Raw genomic sequence first — 17,564 nt, 5'->3', positions numbered from 1 at the left:
GTGCGGCTGTCAGCTAAGGGCTCTGAGTGCATCTTAGGCTGTCAGCCGCATTTGTCCAGTAAACTGAACTACTTAGGCTTGAGGTAACATGACAACTTGCGCAGTGCCAGCTTCAACGTACCCTTGGCGCTCACGGGTTGGCAGCTCGCTGAAACTGGTGGAGAGGATGTTATCCACAAAATGCCAGGTGGCACTGGCCCGGATTGGTGTCAACTCCAGCAGCATATAGCCCCGCTGCAACAGATTGGTATACTGCAAATCGGTCACCATGCCTACCACCGCCTGCTCGTACACATCAATCTGGCTTGGGTCCAGCGACAGGTATTCTTCCATGCCAGGCGAAGAAACCGAGCTGGTGGCAAACTCCACGGCAACGGCATTGCCTTGCATGTCGGTCAGGTTGTTGGCCCAGGCATTGTGGGTATCCCCCGCCAGCACCACGGTGTTTTTGCCAAGCTGCTTAATGGTTTGCAACAGCACCTCCCGCTCGTAGGCGTAACCGTCCCAGGCATCCAGGTTGTAGGGAATGTTGGGCAATTGCAGCAGTGCCACGGCTTCAGGTGTCAGCTGCGCCTGATTGGCCGCCAGATGGTCAAGCTCGGCTTGGGTCAAGGTAGGATCGCCCGCCTGTGCCCTGGCCGCCAACTGTGCCAACTGCCCCAAAAAGCCGTATTCATTAATGGTCAGTTTTTGCGTGGCCACCGCCGCTGGCAGCAGCATCCGTCCCATCAACACCTGTTGCCCCAGCACCTGCCAGGTGGCAGTGGATTGCTGCAGTTGCTGCTGCAACCAAAGCAGTTGGGTCTGGCCCAGCATGGTGCGGCTGTTGTCAGCCAGGGCAGCAGTCAAGCCAACGCTGTCAAAATTGCCGTTGGCATCAAGGTAATCGTCATAGCTGAGCTGCTTGTCCCGCGCCAACAGCCGGGTATCGAGCATGTGCAAATCCAGCAGGTTGCCAAAGCGGAAACTGCGGTAGATATCCTGGTTATCCCCTTCACGGAAAGGACGGATGGGCAGCCATTCAAAATAGGCCTGCATGCCGGCTTCCTTGCGCAGGGCAAAATCGCCTTCGCCGTCATTATGGTTGTCCGCGCCGTCACGCCAGGCGTCATTGGCCACTTCATGGTCATCCCAAATGGTGATGAACGGCACCTTGGCATGGATTTTCTGCAAGCTGGCATCGCTGCGGTACTGGGCGTAACGGGTACGGTAATCGCTAAGGGTTAACAGCTCGGATGCGGGCAGCACTTCACGGCCAAGCTCGGCGGCATGTTCGCTGGCATACTCACCGCGGCCATATTCGTAAATGTAATCCCCAAGATGCAGCAAGGCATCCAGATCATCCCGCTGGGCCGCCAGTTCATAAACGTTGAAATAACCCGCCGGATAGTTGGAGCAGGACATCACCGCCAGTTTCACAGAGCTCACATCCCCTGCCGGCAAGGTTTTGGTGGTGCCAGTGACTGACTGCACATCGCCCACGGCAAAGCGGTAATAGTAACGAGTGCCCGCTTCCAGCCCCACGGCATCCACTTTCACCGTGTAATCCCGGGAGGCATCGGTGACGGTTTCGCCGGTGGTGATAAGCTGGGTAAAGGCCGCATCCGTTGCCACTTCCCAGGAAACCTTGACATTACCCGCCGTCACCGGTGTTACCCGTGTCCAGAGGATCACCGCATCCGGCAAGGGATCGCCGCTGGCAATGCCATGCGCAAAGCTGGCAGCTACCGTGTCTTCATCATCATTGTTGTTGATATTGCAGCCCATCAGCCCATAAGACAGCACGGCAGCGCCAATCCCTCTGGCAGATAGGGCCAGAAAACGACGGCGGGAAAACGAACGGGTCATGAAGTATTCCTTATTTTTAAGAGGTATTTAATCACCGCCCGCATTGTCAGTAAGTGCTGTTACTGCCCTGTGAATTTATGATTAATTTTATAAGAAACCTCGATTTGTTCATTTCCACCCACCCCAAGAGTATGATAGGGAAATTATTTTAGGGCATTGGGTGCCGGACTCGGTGCCCTCAATCACCCAGACAACCCGGGGAATCGCCATGAAAGTGCAGGAAATAATGACCAGTAACGTGGTGTGTATCAATCAGGGCGCCACGGTTAAGGATGCCCATCTGCTGATGCAAAACCGCGGCGTGCGCCACCTGCCGGTGGTGGATGATGATGGCAAACTGGTGGGCGTGCTGACCCACAAGAAAATGGTGGCCACCGTGATGGGATTGCTGAACCGCTATGGTGCCGGTGCGCTGGAGCGGCATGAACGCCAACAACCCCTGACAGCGTTGCTGGAAACCGATATCACGCCGCTTACCCTGGATATGCCGCTGGTGGAAGTGGTGGACTATTTCATTAACAACAAGCATGGCTGCCTGCCGGTGATTGACAGTGAGCACAACGTTGCAGGGATTGTCACCTCTTCCGATTTTGTGAAATTGTGCGGTCAATTGCTCAAGGGCAAATAAGCCCTAGCCGTCCATTCGTACCAAAATCCGCATACAAAAACCGGCATGAAAAAAGCGATGCATCTACATCGCTTTTTTATCTCCCTCCTTGCTCAAGAGGGGGTATCAACGTGATGGATAACGCCTTTATAGCCAGTCTTATCAATGGCCTGCAGCAGTTTGTCCGTATCAAAATCCTCGGGCACTATCACCACCGCCTGGTGGGTTTTCAGGGAGGATTTGGCTTTTATCACCCCATCGGTTTGGCGCAGCACCTTGTTCACCACGGTGACACACAACGGACAGGTCATGGCTTCCACCTCAATGAACACGGTTTTATCGGCAGCACTGGCCAAAGGGCTGGCCAACAGCCATAACAGCATGAAACGCTTCATTCAAATTTCTCCAGCAACCAGGGCAGCACATAGGGATAGAGCTGGAACGCCAGCACTATGGGCACCGCCAGCCAGTAAAGGATTAACATGCGGGTTCGGTTGAACCTGCCACTGCACAGGGGGCGGCGCGAAAAATACAAGCGCCAGAACCCCAGCGCTATCAAGCCGATGGATAACAGCAGCATGGGATAATGCAACCAGCCCAATTGCGCCAGCCCCGACAGGCTGGCGGCAGAAACACCGAACAGCAGATACAGCAGCGGCCCGATGCAGCACAAACTGGAGGCAACCGCCGCGACCACGGCGGTCAGCAGCGTTGCCAGCAAGCCGTTCCCCCGAGACTGCGCATCAGCGCTGTTCGATGGACTGGTAGTCATACGCGAATACCTTCGGGTCGTAGAAATTCACCGGGTCGCCATCCACTTCCGCATAAGGGTAAGCAAAATTGTTCATCGCGCCCTGCTCAGCTACCGGATACAGTTCAAAATCACGCCCCTCGTTAAAGGCAATCCAGTTCATTTCCCAGTTACCAAACAGATAGTCATTCACTGCCTGGGCCGCCGGGTCCTGCTTGGTTTTGTGCTCTACCAGCCGCATTTTGGTCACATCCCCCGGATCGGCCGGCAACCAACCGTAGCCCGCCAGATAGAACATGGCGCGACAATGCTGACCACCACTGATGCCAGCCACGCCGTTGGCATCAGCGCTGCCGAATGCCTTGTGGGAATACTGCCCCATTTTAAGGGCCTGACCGACCCGAATGCCAAACACCTCTTTGGCCGGAATGCCCGCAGCGCGCACCAATGCGACAAACACCGAGCTGATGTCCGTGCATTTGCCGCCCATCTTGCCGGTTTGCAAAATGCTGGCCACATCACCGGTGCCGCAACCAATCACATCGTTGTCACGGAACATGTTATCGGTGACCCACTGGTAAATTTTGTGGGCTTTTTGCAGCGGGTTGGTTTCGCTGCCCACAATCCTGTCGGCCGTCTGCTTCACCAGACCATCCACCGGCATATGGGCAGTGGGCAACAGATAGGGTTTAACGTCTGCCGGATACTGGATAATGTCAGGCACCCGATAGTCCGCCAGTTCACCGTTTTTGCGAGGTTCCCAGTCACGGGTTTCAATCACCCACTCCAGCGTCAGTTGCAGCTTGCTGTTGGCATTCGGCCAAGTGGCAAACAGGGTTTTGGCACCATAGGCATTGGCCGTGGTGATGTAGGCATCTTGATAATTGCCCCGATACTGCAAACCGCCAACCTGCTGCAATGGAGTGTCCGGCGGTAACGGGATCCACAATTTCACCACACCGACCGAACCTTCCGGCGCGTTGACATCGTATTGCTGGGTCACACTAAAACGGCGGAGGCCATCAGCCACCTTCATCACCGGCTGGGCCTGCACCGTGGTTGCCAGCAACGGGCTGAACATTCCCGCAGTGGAGAGCATGGCGGCATTTTTCAAGAAATCGCGTCTTTGCATTGTTGAGTTCCTTTATTGTTTTTATGCAGAAGCAACCGCCAAGCCGTGCAGCCACAGACGCCACTGCGCCTCATCGTGCTGCAACCAAGCAAACAAGTGCCTTCCAACATCAGGGGGGTAAATCATTACAACCTAATAAAATGGCCGTGCATAACAATACACAGCCTGCTGCAAATGAAAACGGCCATTTTGTCCGGATGATACCAGAATATTAGCGATCGCTCACAAAACATGACGACCGCCTCCTGATGGCGGATTGGGAGCGCCGCCACGCACATCCGCCACTGCTGTCAGCCGCCGGGAAAGCGGCCAGGCTTAACGCAGGCCCACTTCCACGTCACGGATGATGAAGTTACCGGAATACTGAGGATGGGCCTCGCCCAGGGGTTCCAGGGCAAAATAGCGTTTGTGCTCGTCACTGAGTCCTTCAAAACCGCCAATCACCTGGAACAGCCAGCTTTCCGCATCCCAGGGCAGTTGCTGCTCTGCCAGATAAGCCAATGCAGACTGGTTACGGCCAGAATCAATCACCGCACAAAAATACCCATCCACGGCCTGTTTCAACGGGTTATCGGGCAAATCGAACGCTTCATCCGCCAACACCTCAACCGCCTGAGCCTGCTGGACGGCAGACTGCGGCTGGGCATGGCGCATGATGGATTTGATATTGGCCACCAGCGTCAGCAGTTGGGGCTCGTGCTGGGCGTTATGCACATCCACCGCTGCCGGTACCATCAGGGGCTGGGCCTGATTGAACAATGCCGGCACCTGTTTGTGGGCCACGTGGTCTGCCACTTCATACTCGGGATGCAAGTCCGTATACAGCAACCAGCCCTTGAGCAGCCGGGTACGCCCCTGGATTTTGCGAAAACGCCCCAACAACTCCAGCAAGCGCCCCTGCACCACGCTAAGCTCCTGGGCGCAGGTGCTTAAGGTTTCTTGCAAACTGGTCACCAGCAAACGGCGCAGCTCCCGGATATCCCCGGCCAGCTCCCCCAGCTCGCTGAACTCGAACATCTCCAGCCCGTTGAGCAGGTCACTCACCTGGCTTTGGGCCAGTTCGTTCTCGCGGATTTTGGCGCTGATGCTGCCCACGTAGCCAAATTCGTTGTTAATCCGCCCCCATAACACGCGGATGGAGTAGCGCAGGCTTTCGGTAAAGCTGTAAACCTGCTCAGACAAATCTGCCAGATAGGCCTCTGCAGCGCTGTAATCCACACTGGCGCGCGCCTCCCGGTAATGATTGGCCAGGGTTTTGATGGTGGCCAGCGCCGAGCCCACGTTGGCGTTAATCTGGCGGTTACGCTCATCTTTCAGCCCATCTTCCAGCAGTGCCCGCACATTGCGTGACAACCGCAGCGACTCGCCCGCCTCCGGACGCCACAAAATGCCGTTGTCGGTCAGTTTCTTGACCGTGGCCGGTTCCAGCTTTTCTTCATCCACGCTGCCGCCCAGATAGGCGTCCATCACCAGCTCCGCATGGCGCCCGAGCAATCGCAGCAGTTTGACCCCCGCCTGATGCAGATTGCTGCTCATATCAGTTCCCTCTGACTGGCGGTTTCCGCTTGGGCTTCCAAGCTCAGGCTTTCGGTTTCATCAATGAAACGGATCACCTCATACAGGTAATCCAGCTTGCCGGTGGCCAGATAAATCTGTTTTTCCGGGTTAGGCCGCAGCAGATACCCCAGCTCCACCAAGCGTTTGAACACCAGTTTTATCTGCCCGTCCACACTGCTGGCACTGGAGCCAAAAAGCCGGTACTGGCTCAGTTTCGCCAGTTGTTCACGAAATGCCGGCGTGTCTTCAATGCGGGTTTGCAACTCCGTCAAACGTACCGGGGCGCCTTCCGTCAATGGCGCATCCTGGCCGCTCGCCTCCTGCACCAGCACCAGCCACTCCACCAAAGGGATCAATGAATGGCAGATTTCGCGAAACTGCGCCGAGATCACCTTGCGTTCACGCTCGCCCAGATTGACATAACCGCAGAAAAACACTTCCCCTTCAGCGGTCTGGGCCACGGTGCGGTTGATTTGGTTCAGGTAAGCCTCAACCCGGTCGCGGGTGGCCGGGCTCTTGAGCGCCCGCCAGCCGTCTTCAAAAGTGGTGCGACAAATGAACTCCCCACGCAGCAATCGTTCAATGAGCTCGCCGCTCGCGATGATTTCGCCCATTTACACTGCCTCCTTTGCCAGATGTTCTCTGAGTTTTTGCGCAATCGGGTCCAGCTTGGGTTTTACCAACTGCAAGCGCTTGGTCTGTTTGTTGATGATGTAGCGGTTGCTGAACAGGTTAAGCACTTCCGATTCCGGATTGGGGAATGCCCCGAGCACGCAAATGTTGTTGTTTTCACAGGCATCAAAAATCTTTTTCACGTTGCTGTGGTGCAAGGTGCCCAGCTCGTCGATGGGCCAGTGAATGGTGACGTCGGCCTTGCCCCGCAGCAGCCGGGTGAATGCCAGCAGGAATTTGCACAAGATGAGATAAGCCATGCCGTGACTGGACGACTCGTTCAACTGGCGGTCGGTGCGGATAATCAAGTCCGAGTTGCCCTCTTTCAGCCGCAGTTCAATCTCCAGCAGTTTGGCAATGCCGCCGGTCAGTGCCGAGCGGCCGATAATGTCCAGCGCCCGGCGCATGCTGTCGGTGTAGTGTTCATCGGGCAAGGTGCTGAAACCATCGGCTTTCCAGGCACGGAACGCCTTCACAAAGGTTTCCAGCTCCGGCCAGAATTCCAGCTCGCTGATGCGGGAGCGGATTTTCACGGCGGAATCCGAAATGCCTTCAAGGAACAACTCTTCGCCCACTTCCCGGGTGATGCGGGCGCTTTGGGAAGCGATGCGCCGGTCGATATCCGCCAGCACATCGTAAAAGGAGGTGAGATCCACCCCGAAAATGCGCCCCTGCTCCCGCAGGGCGGTAATGGATTGGGGCACAATCACATTCAGCAGTTGCTCCAGTGCCGGCACCAATTTGTGGTAATCCAGCAAGCGAATGCCTTTGTCGGTGAGGTAACTGGCGTCTTCACGGGCCCGCTCCCAGGTTTCCGACAGCCCGGAGCCGGACTTGGCGGCAATCACCTGGTCAAAGTGATCCACATACTGCTTGACCGATCCCAGCAGGTAATCCCGCTTTAACAGCAACTCTTCCCCCTGACGCAACCGCTCGCTGATGCTGCCAGGAGTTTCCTCACTGTTTTTGGGCAGTTTGAGTTCGCTGAGCTTACGCAGCAACCCGCGCAATTTGCTCAAGTTTTCAGAGGCTTCCACTTGGGCGGCATGGGATTGCTTGAGCTCGCTTTCCAGTTGCTGACGCTGCTGTTTCACCTCATTGGCACGGGCCTTGAGTTGCTGGTCAAGCTCGGACACCGCCTGTTTGGTGGTAGCCAGTGCGGTCACCAGTTGCGGTTTGCGCCCCAGCCAAGTGTGGCGATACCACTCTTCGTAACGCAGCACTTCGCTGCGGCGCTGCTCGGTGCTGGCAATCTGGCTGTCCAGTTCCCGCATCTGCCGTTTCAGCGCCACGATTTCATCTTCGTTGATGCCACGGGATTTCAGCTCGTTGCGATACCAGTTGTCGCAGGCTTTTTGCTCCTCTTTGGCGCGCTCACGCCGCTGCAGGATGCTGTCACGCAGGGTGTTAAGCTGCTGCTCAATGGCGCCGGTCACATCCTGCCAGTACACCTGTTTTTCCATGCGCGCATCCAGCGCCAGGGCTTTTTGTTCTTCCAGCCATTCAAGATGTTGGTTATGCCGCTGTTTCATCTCGAATTCAAGCTGGGTCAGGCGTTTGCCAGCCTCGGCTTTACGGGCGGCCAGTGCCTGGTTGATGCCGGCCTGGGCTGTGCGCCGCTCCTCCATCAGCCGCCGCAAATCTTCCCGCAGGTTTTTGTACACGGTGCGCGCCATGGTGAGCTCGCGGCTGAGACTGTCCAGTGCGCCGTTGGCGGCCACCAGCTGCTCCTCGGCCTGTTGTTTCAGGGCATCGGCGTGCTGCAGGGCATCTTCTGCCTGAGCCAGACGGCTACGCAGCTCCACTTCACTGGCGGCATAGGGCGGAATATCCAGCGCCTTGAGATCCAGTGTTAGGCCATAAAAACTGTCGCTCTCGCCCATGAGTCCCGGATGCAGATCGCTGCGATGCAGCAGCTCCGGATTGACCACCTTGCCTAAATGCTGCTCCCAGCCCGGCAGTTCGCGGCGCAAGAATTCCAGCAGGGTATGGGACTGGGGAAACAGCATCTGACGAATGTCATCCAGGGCGCTTTGCCGCTCATTCACCCGCAAGGAGGCCAAGCGCAAGGCTTCGGTATCCTGTTCCCGCTGCGCCTTGAGCTTTCGCTCTTCAGCGCTCAGGCGCTCGACGGTGACACTGGCCGCTTCCTGCTCGCTGTCGGCACGCTCAATGCGCTCATCAAACACCGCCAGCGCCAGTTTTTCCTCTTCGGTGTAGCTCACGTTGTTGATTTGCAGTTGCTGCTCGGCGGCGGAAAGTTTCAGCTGGTATTGCTGCTCCTGATGATGTGCCTTACCCGCATCCGTGCGCTCGCGCCATTGGGCGTCCAGACGGGCAATGTCGTCTGCGGCCAGCTGTTTCTGTTTGTCCAGTTGCTCGCGCTGCGCATCCTGCTGCTGGTGCAGTTTTTCCAGCTCCCGGTTGAGCTGTTCCCCGATTTTGCTGCGCCGGGCGTTGTAGGCGGCTTCCACGTCCTGGTGTTTTTCGGTCAGCAGTTTGTGGCGCTCGCTGAGGCTTTCCAGATCGGCCCGCCACAACGGCAGCTGTTCCAGATGGGCCTTGGCCTGTTCAATATCCGCATCCAGATAGGCGTTTTGCTGGTTTTCAATGCTGTCCAGTTCATATTCCAGCTTGCTGGCATCGCCTTTGGCGGCGGACAGCTCCTGGTTGATGGCATCGCGCTGCTCTTTCCATTGCTCATCCAGAGCTTTCAGACGGAAGTTGCATTCTTGAGCCTGGGCCTGTTGCCGTTCCTGACGCTGGGTTTCCAGCACCTCATCATGGCGGTAGCCTTGGGCCAGACTGGCCAGGCGCAGCTCGGCGGCCTGCAACTCGTTGAATTCCTGGTCCAGCTTGTCAAATTCCGGTCGGATTTTTTCAAAACCCGCAATCAACTGGCTTTCGCGGATCCAGGCTTCCACCCGCTGGGGATTGATGCTGGAGGTGGGCGGATTGACCCCGTCCTCTTCCAGAATGGCGGCAATCATGGATTTGACGGTTTCCATTTTGCCCTCTTTCGAGTGCACCGCCTTGGCCAGTTTTTCAATGTGGCGCAGGGAGTGATCGGCATCGCACAAGGAAAACAAGCGGGCGTAATTGCGCAGCTCGCTGCGGTTACTGCCGGTATTGAGCAAGCTGCGATCGTTCTGGATGATGGCGCGGTATTCCCGGGTATTGAGCAGATTGCTGTAGTTTACGCCGAGCCGTTTCATCTCCCGCCCCAGCTCTGCCATGGTGTGGCAGATGAAGGTGTCGCCGTTTTGGGACTTGACGTAATCCTCCAGCGCAAAGCCTTTGGCGATAAAGCGGTAGTTCACCCCTTTGCCATCGCCAGCCGAGGCCAGCACCGCCTGATAAAACAGCCCATCGGCTTTCCGGTATTCGTAAATGATGTAACTGGACTCGCGGGGCAGATACCAGCGCTCGAAACTGTCACGGGTGGAGGGCACCACGCGGCTGGGATATTCCCCGTAAAACACCGGCACCAACCGTTGCAGGGTGGTTTTGCCAGAGGCGTTGGTACCACAGATATTGGTATGGCCATCAAGACGCAGCTCCACCACGCCCGGCAGGTGGGTGTCAATCAGCAAAATTCGGATCAGGCTTGGCATAATTATCCTTGTGATGAAAACAGCGCAGACAGCAACCTCTTGGCGACACCAACAGGTAGCCGCAGTGTTGTTGGCAATGGGCGCCGGCGAAGTTTAGCTTTCAATCTCCTGCGGCAATGTGCCGCAGCAATGGGGATAAAACGTCCCCAACAGCTTGCTATTTATTCCGGTTTGAACAGGCCAATCACCTGCCCCTGGGCCTTGTCGGCCACTTTCGTCTCGGTTTGCTGTTCACGGTAGTCACATTCAATGCATTCCACCGTTTCCACACCGTTATCCTTATAAACCACAATACTGTCGAGGGCCTGGCATTTAGGGCAGCGGGCACCAGCAACAAAGCGTTTCCTTGATTTGCTCATTTTTTACTCGATTGCAGTGGACATAAAGGTCATTTTGCCACATTACGCAGGCAGTGCGTAACTTTAGCGACGTGGTGCTATAGCCGAAGCAACGGCTTGTGGGCTATGATCGGCGTTTTCATTTTTATCATTACTGCGTTAACCCATGATCACTATCTCCCACGCGCAACTTATCCGCGGCAGCAAAGTGCTGCTGGATGATGCTTCTGTCACGCTCTATCCCGGCCACAAGGTGGGACTGGTAGGTGCCAACGGCACCGGTAAATCCTCCCTGCTGGCGCTGATCATGGGCAAACTGCATCTGGATAAAGGTGATATCAGCGTGCCTGACCAGTGGCGCATCGCCACCGTGGCACAAGAAACACCGGCGCTGGACATGCCGGCACTGGAGTATGTGCTTGATGGTGACCGGGAATTTCGCACCCTGGAAAACCAGCTGAAACTGGCCGAGCAGCAAAACAACGGCAATGCCATTGCCGAGCTCCATGGCCAGCTTGATGCCATTGGCGCTTACAGCATTCGTGCCCGCGCCGGCAGCTTGCTGGCAGGGCTTGGCTTTAGTGAATCCCAGCAAAGCCAGCCGGTGAAAAGTTTTTCCGGTGGCTGGCGCATGCGCCTTAACCTGGCCCAGGCACTGCTGTGCCGCTCCGAACTGTTACTGCTGGATGAACCCACCAACCACTTGGATCTGGACACCATGTTCTGGCTCGAAGGCTGGCTGAAGAGTTATCAGGGCACGCTGGTGCTTATCAGCCATGACCGGGATTTTGTGGATGCCATTGTGCAAGAGATCATCCATGTGGAAAACCAGAAGCTGAATTTCTACCGCGGCAACTACACCGCCTTTGAAGGGGTGCGGGCAGAACGCATGGCCCAGCAGCAGGTGGCCTATGAACGCCAGCAACGGGAACGGGCCCATATGCAGTCCTATGTGGACAGGTTCCGTTACAAGGCCAGCAAGGCCCGTCAGGCCCAGAGCCGCCTCAAGGCACTGGAAAAGATGACATCTTTATTGCCCGCTGCAGCGGACAATCCGTTTCAAATGGCGTTTCGTGCGCCCTCTGCACTCCCTAACCCGCTGGTCATGATGGAAAATGTAGCCATCGGCTACGGCGACAGCACCATTCTCAACTCGGTGCACATGAACCTGGTACCCGGTGCCCGCATTGGTCTGCTAGGGCGCAATGGCGCGGGCAAATCCACCTTCATCAAGCTGCTGGCAGGACAATTAGAGCCACAGCGGGGGAAATATCAGCCCAACCCTGGCCTCAACATTGGCTATTTTGCCCAGCATCAGGTGGAATATTTGCGCCTGGATGACACGCCGCTGCAACATTTACAGCGTTTGGCACCGGATAACCGGGAGCAGGAATTGCGGGATTTTCTCGGGGGATTCGGTTTTCAGGGGGATATGGCGCTATCACCGGTGCGGCCATTTTCCGGCGGCGAAAAGGCCCGGCTGGTACTGGCATTGCTGGTATGGCAGCGCCCCAATTTGCTGCTGCTGGATGAACCCACCAACCATCTGGATCTGGACATGCGCCACGCCCTGACAGTGGCACTGCAAGACTTTGAAGGCGCCATGGTGGTGGTATCCCATGACCGGCATCTGCTGCGCCTGACCTGTGATGATTACTATCTGGTAGACAGCGGCAAAGTGGAGCATTTTCCCGGGGATCTGGAAGATTATCACCAATGGCTGCTGGATGCGGCCAAAGCGGCCAAGCCCCAGATGGCAGCCGAGAGCAAACCCCAACAAGACAAAAAGCTGCAAAAGCGCCTGGAAGCGGAATTGCGACAAAAATTGTCTCCCCTGAAAAAACAACAGAGTAAACTGGAAGACCAGCAGCAGGACGTGACCGAACGCCTGGCTGAGCTGGAAAACCTGCTGGCGGATACCACGCTGTATGAAGAACAGCGCAAACAGCAGCTCACCACCGTATTGGCCGAGCGCACGGCGCTCAATCAACAACTGGAACAAAGTGAAATGGACTGGCTCGAGTTGCAAGAACAGATTGACACTATCGAGCAGGCCGCCGGTTTGTAATGGAGTTCGGCCATTGTCACAGGCCAAGCAAGGAGCCTTTACGTGTCATTGCACTGTATTTTCACCCCTACCTTCTGGCAGGGGTGTGAGCAACATTTCCCGTTCATGGAAACACTGGCGCAACCGTTACGGGAACAATACGGCATTATCATCAATTTACTCATGCTGGCGCTGGAACTGGACCGGCAGCAACTGTTACTCAACAACCATTACTGGCAACAGTTACAGCAAACCCTTACCTGCTGGCAGGAACACCTATTGCTGCCCTACCGGCAACTGCGGCATCTGGCCCGGCAGTATGTGGATGAAAGCGCCTATGAGCAGATGTTAGAAGTAGAACAGCTGCTGGAGCGCCAACAGCAACAGGTGATATCCCTGCAGTTATGGGATGTAGTGCCTACGGTATCCCGGGTTCACCGGGCGAACCTGCACAGTTATCTGGCGCTGTTTCACCTCAATTACCGCGATTTTCCGGAGTTGACCCAAATAAGCCGTTACCGCTATACGGACAACACATTGGCAATCCCGCAGTGAGCAAAACCCACCGCTGCCCCAAATTGTGTTATTTTGGCCAGGCGAATCACTTTCATGACCGCTGTTCATGACGCCTTGTTCATGACATTTTGTTCATGGAAAGTGCGGTAACCAACCATGACCAACAGACACAAGCAGCCATAACCAAGAGCCATGCAACCATTGTTTACACCGCCCTGGTGGGGACGCAACCCACACCTGCAAACCATTTTGCCGGTACTGACCAAAATTCCGGGTTTGGCGCTGGAGCGTCAGCGACTGGAACTGCCTGATGGTGATTTCATCGACTTGGATTTTTTAGCCAGACCCCGGCCAGGCGAGCCCCTGTTGGTGATCCTGCACGGACTGGAAGGCAGCGCCGACTCCCATTATGCCAGGCGCATGCTGCAGGCTTGTGCCCAACGGCAATTGGCCTGCGTGGTGCACCATCACCGGGGCTGCTCCGGAGAAGCCAACCGGCTGCCGCGCAGTTATCACAGCGGCGATACGGCGGATATTGCACAGACATTGCAGTTTCTTGCCCGCCATTATCCCCAGTCCCCGTTGCTGGCAGTGGGTTATAGCCTGGGCGGTAACGTACTGGCAAAATATCAGGCCGAACAGGGCATGGGCAGCTTACTGCAACGCGCCGCGGTGGTGTCAGCACCGTTGGCACTGGCCAGTTGCGCCCATAAACTGGAACGGGGGTTTTCCCGCATATACCAGCGTCACCTGTTGCGTCAGCTACAACAAAAAATGCGGCAAAAATTGTGTCAGTCGGCAACCGCCAGTAACGCCGACATGCAAGCATTGCAACAACTCCACACCTTTTATCAGTTTGACGATAAGGTCACCGCTCCCTTGCATGGTTTTGCCGGAGCGGCAGATTACTATGCCAAGGCCAGCGCCCTGCCACTACTGCACAAGATTGCCCGCCCCACCCTTTTCATCCACGCCAAGGACGATCCCTTCATGGATGAGGCGGTCATTCCGCCGCCACAACAGCTGCCGTCCTGCGTGCAATACGAACTTTACCCTTACGGTGGCCATGTGGGCTTTATCAATGGCGGCACCCCGTGGCGTCCGCGGTATTTTCTTGAACAGCGACTGTTACGGTATTTACTGGAGGATGAACATGCTAGTGCCTTATGATGCGTTGCTGCAGCTGCCTGCCACCACGCTGGATAATCTTATCCGGGAATATTTATTGTCCCAAGTGGAAGACGGCAGCTTTGGGGAGCTGGACGCCAAGGCCGTGCAAGCCGCCAGCGCCCGTTGCCGCCTGGCCTTGAAAAGCGGCGAATTAGTGGTGGAATACCGGGAAGAAGACGACTCAGTGGCCATTCGTCAGCGTCAGCAGATTATTCAGCAGTCGGCTTTTTACGAAGATTGACCGAATCCGCTCAGTGCCGTATAAGTAACTGCCTGTCTGTTACAGTGTCATAACATCCGCCTCACGAAAACAGGCAGTGACAGCGTCAAAAAGGTAGCCATCATGTCAGCAAAACACCCCATCATCGCCGTCACCGGCTCCTCTGGTGCCGGAACCAGCACCACCACCACCGCCTTCAGCCATATTTTCAGGCAACTGGGCATTAATGCCAGCATGGTGGAAGGGGACAGTTTTCATCACTACACCCGCGCCGAAATGGAAGTGATGATCCGTAAAGCCAAAGCCGAGAACCGTAATATCAGTTATTTCGGGCCGGAGGCCAATGACTTTGCCCGTCTGGAAAAATGCTTTTCAGACTACGCCACCACCGGCCAAGGGGAAACCCGCGCCTATCTGCATACCTTTGATGAAGCCGTGCCCTATAACCAGATGCCCGGCACTTTCACCCAATGGCAACCCCTGCCGGACAATACCGAAATGCTGTACTACGAAGGGCTGCACGGCGGGGTGGTGACGCCCCAGCACAATGTGGCCCAGCATGTGGACTTGCTGATTGGCATGGTGCCCATTGTCAACCTGGAGTGGATTCAGAAAATCATCCGCGATACCAGCGAGCGGGGCCATACCAAGGAAAAGGTCATGGGGTCCATCGTCCGCTCCATGGAAGATTACATCAACCACATGACGCCGCAGTTTTCCCGCACCCATATCAATTTCCAGCGGGTACCCACGGTAGACACCTCCAACCCCTTTAGCGCCAAAGACATTCCCAGTCTGGATGAAAGCTTTGTGGTGATCCGTTTTCGCGGTATTGAAAAAGTGGACTTCCCCTATTACCTGCAGATGATCCAGGGCTCATTCATGTCGCGGGTGAACACCCTGGTCGTGCCCGGAGGCAAGATGTCCCTGGCCATGGAACTCATTCTGACACCGCTTATCCAGGCCTTGATGCAACGGCGTCAGAACACGCTGGAACAGGCAGCGGAATAGGGTTTGGTTAACCTGCCATGTTAATACTGCTTTAAGCCCTTGGCGCTATATTGTGCTCATCGGGACGTCAGGAGAGATTCTGATGGCCGGCAGTCATGGCAGGCATAGTTTCCCCCCATCAATGCTATGAATTCTGCCCTGATCTGTCGGCTGCCCGATAAATGTGTGGATGACTCTTTTTTTCTCTCATATTTTTGCCCGCTATGGGCTTTTTTTTGCCTGATGGCTGCCATTTACTGAAGCGGTAACACTTCCCGATAAGGCTTGTGCTGCAAATAATCCTGCAAGCGCAGCCGAAATTCCCCAGCCTTGTCATCAGCGTCACCCTTGTCGCCACCCAATGCGGCAATGGCCTGTTGCTGGGTTTTTACCGCTGCACGAAAATCCCCCAACTCCGCATAGGCTGCGGCCAGGTTATCCAGATTGGTGGGATCTTGCCGGTTATGCGCCAATAACGATGCAGCCAGTTGCCGGGCTTTTTCACCGTCACGAAACTGCGCCTCCGGACACGTTGCCAACACCCAGGCTGCATTACCCAGGGACACGTCGTCTCCTGCCGCAGTAAAATATTGCACCGCCTTGCCGCAATGGCGCCTGATGCCATCGCCACCGGCAGCGTAAATGAACCCGAGACGAAAACGCGCCCAGCGATCGTCTTTTTGTGCCAATTGCCCGTACCAGTGTGCAGCCAGCGTCAGATCCCGCTTGATTAACTTGCCTTCAAATGCCAGGTCCGCCAGGGTTTTCTGGGCGGTCACATTATTGGCCGAAGCGGATTTTTGCAGCCAGGAGATCCCCAAGGGTTTATCTTCCTCGACAAAGCGCCCCGACAAATACATCAATCCCAACAGGTATTGAGCCCCGGCAACGCCATCAGCGGCATTTAACTGGATATGGGCCACCTTGCTGGCAATCGATGCCTGTTGTGGCTGGGGAATGGAAAACGCCTGAACGGTAATGGGCAACAGTGTCGCCAGCAACGTTCCCAATAGCAGATGTGGATATCTCACGGCAGTATCCCCCATTTTGGCAAACCGATTTTTCAGTTAGCCAGAATTCATGGAGAATGTCGAGCCTTATACGATACTATGCTTGAAAAGGTATATGCTTATAGCATTATAAAAAGTCCATTAGGACAAAAGTGCCATGGAAGTTGTGATTTGCCCTGCAAGACTGGCATCCTATGCGCCGCTAAGCAGAGGTATTTATTGACTTATGTCACTAAAGTATCAGAATGTTGGAATTATTAAGCAGTTATTAAATTTCAAGCGCGATGGGAGTTGTCGTGCGCGGTTGGTCACAGGTGATATTTCGACCAATTGACTCAAGATCCTTATTTAGCATACTCTAATAACTTTACACTAATCGATTGAGGAACAAAGGCATGGCTCTGATTGGTAAGCCAAAACCGGATCCAACATTGGAATGGTTTTTATCTCACTGTCACATTCACAAATATCCAGCCAAGAGCACATTGATCCACGCCGGTGAAGATTCTGACACCCTCTATTACATCGTGAAGGGTTCTGTTGCCGTTCTGATTAAAGACGATGAAGGCAAAGAGATGATCCTGTCCTATCTGAACCAAGGGGACTTTATCGGTGAGCTGGGCTTGTTCGAAGAACAAGCAGAGCGTACTGCCTGGGTTCGTGCCAAACAAGCTTGTGAAATTGCTGAAATTTCCTACAAGAAATTCAAGCAGTTGATACAGGTAAATCCGGAAATCCTGATGAAATTGGCCGCGCAGATGGCGCATCGCCTGCAAAACACCAGCCAAAAAGTGGGCAACCTGGCCTTTTTGGATGTGGCAGGTCGCATTGCACAAACCCTGTTGCACCTGGCCAAACAGCCTGATGCCATGACCCATCCAGACGGCATGCAAATTAAAATCACCCGTCAGGAAATCGGCCAGATTGTGGGCTGTTCCCGTGAAACCGTCGGCCGTATCCTGAAGATGCTGGAAGAGCAGAATCTTATTCAGGCACACGGTAAAACCATCGTGGTTTACGGCACCCGTTAACCGCTGTTTCAGATTGGTTTAATCCTGATTAATTAAAGTGACCGAGGTTTATCTCGGTCAC

16 protein-coding genes are annotated in these 17,564 nt (G+C 55.2%); 7 read left to right on the top strand and 9 right to left on the bottom strand.

Going from position 1 to position 17,564, the window contains the following annotated elements; all coding sequences use genetic code 11:
* Window positions 1–72: 72 nt before the first annotated feature.
* Complete coding sequence (locus ACIDEJ_RS13160; RefSeq protein ID WP_411988524.1) at window positions 73–1,848, bottom strand: alkaline phosphatase D family protein; 1,776 nt, start codon at window positions 1,846–1,848, stop codon at window positions 73–75.
* A gap of 208 nt (window positions 1,849–2,056) precedes the next feature.
* Here ACIDEJ_RS13160 and ACIDEJ_RS13155 point away from each other — a divergent pair, with 208 nt between their 5' ends.
* Entirely contained in the window at window positions 2,057–2,476 is a 420-nt protein-coding gene (locus ACIDEJ_RS13155) for a CBS domain-containing protein (protein ID WP_411988523.1), read from the top strand.
* 92 nt (window positions 2,477–2,568) lie between these two features.
* Here the strand turns inward: ACIDEJ_RS13155 and ACIDEJ_RS13150 are convergent, their stop codons facing one another.
* From ACIDEJ_RS13150 to ACIDEJ_RS13120, 7 genes are all read right to left on the bottom strand, one after another.
* Window positions 2,569–2,850: a heavy-metal-associated domain-containing protein gene (locus ACIDEJ_RS13150; RefSeq protein WP_411988522.1), complete on the bottom strand. Its 282-nt coding sequence runs from the start codon at window positions 2,848–2,850 to the stop codon at window positions 2,569–2,571.
* Entirely contained in the window at window positions 2,847–3,164 is a 318-nt protein-coding gene (locus ACIDEJ_RS13145; protein ID WP_411988549.1) for a mercuric transporter MerT family protein, read from the bottom strand. Before ACIDEJ_RS13145 ends, ACIDEJ_RS13150 begins: the two co-directional genes overlap by 4 nt.
* 34 nt (window positions 3,165–3,198) lie before the next feature.
* Window positions 3,199–4,338: a transglutaminase-like domain-containing protein gene (locus ACIDEJ_RS13140; protein ID WP_411988521.1), complete on the bottom strand. Its 1,140-nt coding sequence runs from the start codon at window positions 4,336–4,338 to the stop codon at window positions 3,199–3,201.
* A 315-nt stretch (window positions 4,339–4,653) separates the two neighbouring features.
* Window positions 4,654–5,874, bottom strand: a complete 1,221-nt coding sequence (locus ACIDEJ_RS13135) for a phosphoenolpyruvate carboxylase (RefSeq protein WP_411988520.1) — start codon at window positions 5,872–5,874, stop codon at window positions 4,654–4,656.
* Window positions 5,871–6,509, bottom strand: coding sequence for a hypothetical protein (locus ACIDEJ_RS13130; RefSeq protein WP_411988519.1), 639 nt, complete (start codon window positions 6,507–6,509; stop codon window positions 5,871–5,873). The genes ACIDEJ_RS13135 and ACIDEJ_RS13130 overlap by 4 nt, the downstream gene beginning before the upstream one ends.
* Window positions 6,510–10,181, bottom strand: a complete 3,672-nt coding sequence (locus ACIDEJ_RS13125; protein WP_411988518.1) for an ATP-binding protein — start codon at window positions 10,179–10,181, stop codon at window positions 6,510–6,512.
* Between the two features lie 161 nt (window positions 10,182–10,342).
* A complete protein-coding gene (locus tag ACIDEJ_RS13120; protein ID WP_411988517.1) occupies window positions 10,343–10,540 on the bottom strand; it encodes a YheV family putative zinc ribbon protein in 198 nt (65 codons plus the stop codon).
* A gap of 145 nt (window positions 10,541–10,685) precedes the next feature.
* On the opposite strand from ACIDEJ_RS13120, the gene ACIDEJ_RS13115 reads away from it, so the two are divergent.
* From ACIDEJ_RS13115 to ACIDEJ_RS13095, 5 genes are all read left to right on the top strand, one after another.
* A complete protein-coding gene (locus tag ACIDEJ_RS13115) occupies window positions 10,686–12,587 on the top strand; it encodes an ABC transporter ATP-binding protein (RefSeq protein ID WP_411988516.1) in 1,902 nt (633 codons plus the stop codon).
* Between the two features lie 42 nt (window positions 12,588–12,629).
* The gene (locus ACIDEJ_RS13110) at window positions 12,630–13,121 is read left to right on the top strand and encodes a DUF2390 domain-containing protein (RefSeq protein ID WP_411988515.1); all 492 of its coding nucleotides are present in this window, start codon (window positions 12,630–12,632) and stop codon (window positions 13,119–13,121) included.
* Between the two features lie 153 nt (window positions 13,122–13,274).
* Window positions 13,275–14,252, top strand: a complete 978-nt coding sequence (locus ACIDEJ_RS13105; protein WP_411988514.1) for a hydrolase — start codon at window positions 13,275–13,277, stop codon at window positions 14,250–14,252.
* Window positions 14,236–14,493, top strand: a complete 258-nt coding sequence (locus ACIDEJ_RS13100; RefSeq protein ID WP_411988513.1) for a YheU family protein — start codon at window positions 14,236–14,238, stop codon at window positions 14,491–14,493. Before ACIDEJ_RS13105 ends, ACIDEJ_RS13100 begins: the two co-directional genes overlap by 17 nt.
* A 102-nt stretch (window positions 14,494–14,595) precedes the next feature.
* Window positions 14,596–15,483: a phosphoribulokinase gene (locus ACIDEJ_RS13095; RefSeq protein ID WP_411988512.1), complete on the top strand. Its 888-nt coding sequence runs from the start codon at window positions 14,596–14,598 to the stop codon at window positions 15,481–15,483.
* A gap of 233 nt (window positions 15,484–15,716) precedes the next feature.
* On the opposite strand, the gene ACIDEJ_RS13090 is transcribed toward ACIDEJ_RS13095, so the two are convergent.
* A complete protein-coding gene (locus ACIDEJ_RS13090) occupies window positions 15,717–16,493 on the bottom strand; it encodes a tetratricopeptide repeat protein (protein ID WP_411988511.1) in 777 nt (258 codons plus the stop codon).
* A 374-nt stretch (window positions 16,494–16,867) separates the two neighbouring features.
* On the opposite strand from ACIDEJ_RS13090, the gene crp reads away from it, so the two are divergent.
* On the top strand, window positions 16,868–17,503 hold the full coding sequence (crp, locus tag ACIDEJ_RS13085) for a cAMP-activated global transcriptional regulator CRP (protein ID WP_411988510.1): 636 nt from the start codon (window positions 16,868–16,870) through the stop codon (window positions 17,501–17,503).
* Window positions 17,504–17,564: the final 61 nt, after the last annotated feature.

Source organism: Shewanella mytili (genome assembly GCF_046765975.1).
In the GTDB taxonomy this organism is placed as follows: Bacteria; Pseudomonadota; Gammaproteobacteria; order Enterobacterales; family Shewanellaceae; genus Shewanella; species Shewanella mytili.
The sequence above is the reverse complement of the archived record's forward strand: the minus strand, read 5'-3'. Positions and strand labels throughout refer to the sequence as shown.